The sequence below is a fragment of the Streptomyces sp. NPDC093801 genome (genome assembly GCF_040701585.1).
Taxonomy (GTDB): Bacteria; Actinomycetota; Actinomycetes; order Streptomycetales; family Streptomycetaceae; genus Streptomyces.
Map to the genome: position 1 here is coordinate 1 of NZ_JBFBDP010000093.1, position 4,378 is coordinate 4,378.

The 4,378-nt window shown below is 72.6% G+C and carries 4 protein-coding genes; 2 read left to right on the forward strand and 2 right to left on the reverse strand.

The features are described from left to right. Positions 1-202: 202 nt before the first annotated feature. Positions 203-1,189 (forward strand): aldo/keto reductase, encoded by a 987-nt coding sequence (locus tag AB0469_RS40880; protein WP_366456684.1) that lies wholly within the window; start codon positions 203-205, stop codon positions 1,187-1,189. Positions 1,190-1,256: 67 nt separating this feature from the next. Here AB0469_RS40880 and AB0469_RS40885 read toward each other — a convergent pair whose 3' ends face one another. Next, positions 1,257-2,555, reverse strand: coding sequence for a hypothetical protein (locus tag AB0469_RS40885; protein WP_366456685.1), 1,299 nt, complete (start codon positions 2,553-2,555; stop codon positions 1,257-1,259). A 111-nt stretch (positions 2,556-2,666) separates the two neighbouring features. After that, the gene (locus AB0469_RS40890; protein ID WP_366456686.1) at positions 2,667-3,590 is read right to left on the reverse strand and encodes a zinc-binding dehydrogenase; all 924 of its coding nucleotides are present in this window, start codon (positions 3,588-3,590) and stop codon (positions 2,667-2,669) included. A 93-nt stretch (positions 3,591-3,683) separates the two neighbouring features. On the opposite strand from AB0469_RS40890, the gene AB0469_RS40895 reads away from it, so the two are divergent. Then, positions 3,684-4,136, forward strand: a complete 453-nt coding sequence (locus AB0469_RS40895; RefSeq protein WP_366456687.1) for a MarR family transcriptional regulator — start codon at positions 3,684-3,686, stop codon at positions 4,134-4,136. Positions 4,137-4,378 lie beyond the last annotated feature (242 nt).

Here is a 4,378-nt window from a genome sequence, read left to right on the forward strand (position 1 = left end):
ACCCTGTGGGAGAGTAGGACGCCGCCGAACAATCATTGTGGGAAAGCCCCGCACCTTCTGGTGCGGGGCTTTTCTGCGTTCACGGGCAGATGCGGCGGCCGGCGCGGGATCTGACATGGCTCCCCGTTGATCGTTTGACATGGAGTGCACTCCAAGACCTAGCGTCGTGGGCAGACGGTTTTCCAGCTCGGGAGGCACCAGAATGATCGACGCACGCATCCGGCACTTGGGTGAACTCGCAGTCGCCGCACAGGGGTTGGGCTGCATGGGCATGAGCCACGGCTACGGGGACTCCGACGACGAGCAGTCGATCGCGACCCTCAACCGGGCCCTCGACCTCGGGGTGACCCTCCTGGACACCGCCGACTTCTACGGCTCCGGGCACAACGAGGAACTGATCGGCCGGGCCATCGCCGGACGCCGCGACGAAGCGGTGGTCGCCACCAAGTTCGGCTTCGCCAACCGCCTGGGCGAGCCCACCGTGATCCGCGGCGACGCCGCCTACGTACGCCAGGCCTGCGAGGCCTCGCTGCGTCGGCTCGGGGTCGACCACATCGACCTCTACTACCAGCACCGGGTCGACCCCCAGGTGCCGATCGAGGAGACCGTCGGGGCCATGGCCGAACTGGTCCGGGCCGGCAAGGTCCGCCACCTCGGACTCTCGGAGGCCGGCGCGGACACGATCCGCCGGGCCCACGCGGTACACCCGATCGCCGCGCTCCAGAGCGAGTGGTCCCTCTGGACCCGGGACCCGGAGGCCGAAGTCGCCCCGGTCTGCCGCGAACTGGGCATCGGCATGGTCCCGTTCTCCCCGCTCGGCCGGGGCTTCCTGACCGGCCGCTACAGCTCCGTCGAGGGCTTGGCGGAGGGCGACGTACGGCGCACGCAGCCGCGGTTCGCCGACGGCAACCTCGACCGGAACCTGGCGATCGTCGCGAAGCTCGAGGAACTGGCCACCGCCAAGGGCGTCACCACCGGTCAGCTGGCCCTGGCCTGGGTGCAGCACCGGGGCGAGGACGTCGTACCCATCCCCGGCACCCGGCGGCAGCGGTACCTGGAGGAGAACCTCGCCGCCCTGTCCATCGAGCTGACGGCGGAGGACCTGGCCGCCATCGAGGCCGCGGCCCCGCGCGAGCAGATCGCGGGCGCCCGCTACGACGAGTCCAGCCTCAGCTTCGTCAACCACTGAACGGACCGCTGAACGGGCCACGGCACGGAGCCGCCGGCCCCGGGCAGCCGGCCCCGGACGGGCGGGGTCAGTGCCGCTGGCGGACGGCCACCGCCTCCTTCACCCGTCCGAGGGTGAGCAGGTGCTCGGCCAGGTCGCTGGGGTTGTCGCAGGCGTGCGCTTCGAGGACGGTGACGGCCTCCTCGACGCGTCCGGCATCGGCGAGGAGCAGGGCGATGGACGACGCCCCGTACCAGGTGTCCCCCTCCGGGTGGGCCCGTGCCAGCGCGAGCGCCTCCTCGCGCCGGCCGCAGGCGGCCAGCAGCGGCAGCCGCATCTCGAAGAAGTCCCAATCCTCCTCGCCCCGGCGGGACTTGAGCTCGTCGAGATAGGCCAGTCCTTCCTCGGCGCGGCCCTGGTCGGCGTACAGGGTGCACAGCCTGCGCACGAGCCAGTCCTCCGCGCCGAGGGGCGCGTCCGCGAGCACGCGCAGCACCTCGATCGCCTCGCCGCCCCGGCCGTGCCGCTCCAGGAGTGCCGCGAGCTGCACCGCCCCGAAGCGCCGGAAGTCCTCGGAGGCCCCCGGCCTCCGGTACACGGCGATCGCCCCCTCCAGGTCGCCGCGTTCCTCCAGCAGCTCGGCCAGCCGGCGCGCCGGGTTCCCGAGCTCCTCGGCGTACGCCCGCAGCTCCTCGATCCGGCCGCTGCGGACCAGCAGACCGGCGAGCTGCTCGTGGCCGTGGACGGGCGAATCGGTGGGGCCGGGCCGCAGCAGGGCGAGCGCGTCGTCGACCCGGCCCTGGCGTTCGCGGACGGTGGCGAGCAGGGACGCCGCCCAGGCGGGTGAGGGATCGCTCCGCCGGCAGGCCGGGTCCTCGCAGCGGTGACCCGGCTCCATGCGGTCGGTCAGCAGCGCGGCGACCTCCTCGTCCCGGCCCGCGATCCCGGCGACGTCGACCAGGGCGATGGCGAGGAACGCGTCCCCGACGTGGGGGAGGAGCAGCGCGAACCCCTCAGCGCCCCGCCCCTGCCGGGCGAGCAGCCGCCCGAGGAACGCCAACGCCTCCCGTCCCCCGTCCTCGGCGTGCGTGCGGGCCAGCGCGATCGCCTCGTCCGCCCTCCCTCCGGCCTCCAGCAGCCCGGCCGCGGCCTCGACGGCCGTCCACCACCCCGTGGCGACGTAGGGGTCGAGCAGCTTCCGGGCTTCGCCTCGGCGCCCCTCCCCGGCGAGCCGCTGTGCGAGCTCCCACGCACAGAACCACTCCCCGTGGCCGGCCTGGAACGCCACCTCCTCGGCGTGGCCCAGCTCCAGCAGCCGGGTGACCAGGTGCGGCGGGATGCAACGGGAGTACGACCGGAACCGGCGGTCGAGATCGGCAGCGTCCATGGGCACGCACCCTAGAAGACACCCGTGCGGCGACCGGCCGGACCCCCGGCGCGGGGGAATCCGTAGCCGTTGACGCGGGGGGAATCCGTAGCCGTTGACGGGGGGATGCCGTCACGGCACGAGGACGACCTTGCCGAGGTTGCGGCGCTGCTCGATGACGGTGTGGGCGCGGGCCGCCTCGGCCAGGGGGATCTGTTCGTGGACGGTGGTGCGCAGGGTGCCCGCCGCGTGCTGTTCCCAGAGCTCGCGCTGCCAGCGGGCGTACAGGTCGGGCCGGCCGACGGCGATGGCCCGCATCTGGAAGCCGATCACCGAGGCGCCGCGCACCAGGAGCTCGTACGCCTCCACCGTGCCGCCGCCGGAGCTGAAGGCGACCAGCCGCCCGCCCATGGCGAGGGAGCGCACGGCAGGGCCGAGCAGCTCGCCGCCGACGCCGTCGAGGACGACGTCGTACGGGGCTCCCCAGTCGGCGTCCTCGTACAACACGACCTCGTCCGCGCCCAGGCCGCGGACGAAGCCGGTCTTGTCGGCACTGCCCACGGCGGCTACCACGCGCCCCGCCCCGCCGACCTTCGCCAGCTGGAGGGCGAGGCCGCCCACTGCACCGGCCGCCGCGGTGACGAGCACCGACTCGCCCGGCCGCACCCGCCCGGCCTCGTACGCCCCGCGCGCCACGAGCCCGCTGCGCACGAGCGCCACCGCGTCCACGGCGGTCGCGCCGTCCGGGACGGCGGTGGTCAGCGCGCTGTCCAGGACCGCGTATTCGGCGTAGGCGTGGGCGAAGCACAGCCCGGTGACACGGTCCCCGACGGCGAACCCGGTGACGTCGGCCCCGATGGAGACGACGGCTCCGGCGACCTCCCCGCCGAACGGGACCGGCCCGCTGCCCTCCCGTACCTTGCGGACGGTGGGCAGGGTGACCCCGATCGCCTCGGCCCGGACGACCAGTTCCCCGGGACCCGCCTCCGGGCGGTCGACCTCCTCTGCGAAGAGCACTTCGGGCCCACCGTTGACCTCATGGCGCATGCGCAGCACAGGACCTCCCCCGATCCGTTCATTTCGTTGGTCATCCCAACGGTATGCCGAAAGTCGTAGGGATGTCCAACGATTCGTGGGTAGGGTGGGCCCATGGTCACGCCCCCGCCCCCGCCCCTCGCGCACATCCAGTCCCTGCCCAGCTGGCTCGTGGGCCGGGTCGCGGCACACGGACGGGGACTGGTCGCCGAGGCCATCGCTGCGGAGGGGCTGAAGCTGATGCACCACGCGGTGCTGGCGGCGACTGCCGAGTACGGGCCGGTCGCCCAGGCGGAACTGGGGCGCCGGCTCGCGGTGGACCCGAAGGACATGGTCGGGATCCTCAACCACCTCCAGGAGGCGGGCTTGGTCCGGCGGACTCCCGACCCGGCCGACCGCCGCAAGAACGCCGTGACGGTCACCCCGCAGGGAGAAGCGGTCCTGGCCCGCTGCGCGGCGCTCGCGGAAGCGGCGAACGAGCAGCTCCTGGCGCCGCTTACGGCGGAGGAGCAGGCCCTCCTGATGGGGCTGCTGCGGCGCGTCCACGAGGGGCCCACCTCGTTTTGACACCCCCGGGGGTGGGATGTAGAGTCAAACGGTTGCCTCGAACTGGACAAGTTCGGCGACACCCACCCCTCAGCGAATCGAATTCCATGTGGGGTGCCCTCGACTCTTCATTCGGAACGTCGAAGCCGGGAAATCCGGTGGAGAAACTCTGATAGAGTCGGAACCGCCGGAAAGGGAAAGCGCGAAAGCGAAGGACCTGGAAAGCACCGAGGAAGTCGGACACGAAAGAGTCTGATAGAGTC

Coding starts and splice junctions, on each gene's coding strand:
- AB0469_RS40885 (WP_366456685.1), bottom strand. CDS start 2,555: ATGGACGCTGCCGATCTCGACCGCCGGTTCCGGTCGTACTCCCGTTGC.
- AB0469_RS40895 (WP_366456687.1), top strand. CDS start 3,684: ATGGTCACGCCCCCGCCCCCGCCCCTCGCGCACATCCAGTCCCTGCCC.
- AB0469_RS40880 (WP_366456684.1), top strand. CDS start 203: ATGATCGACGCACGCATCCGGCACTTGGGTGAACTCGCAGTCGCCGCA.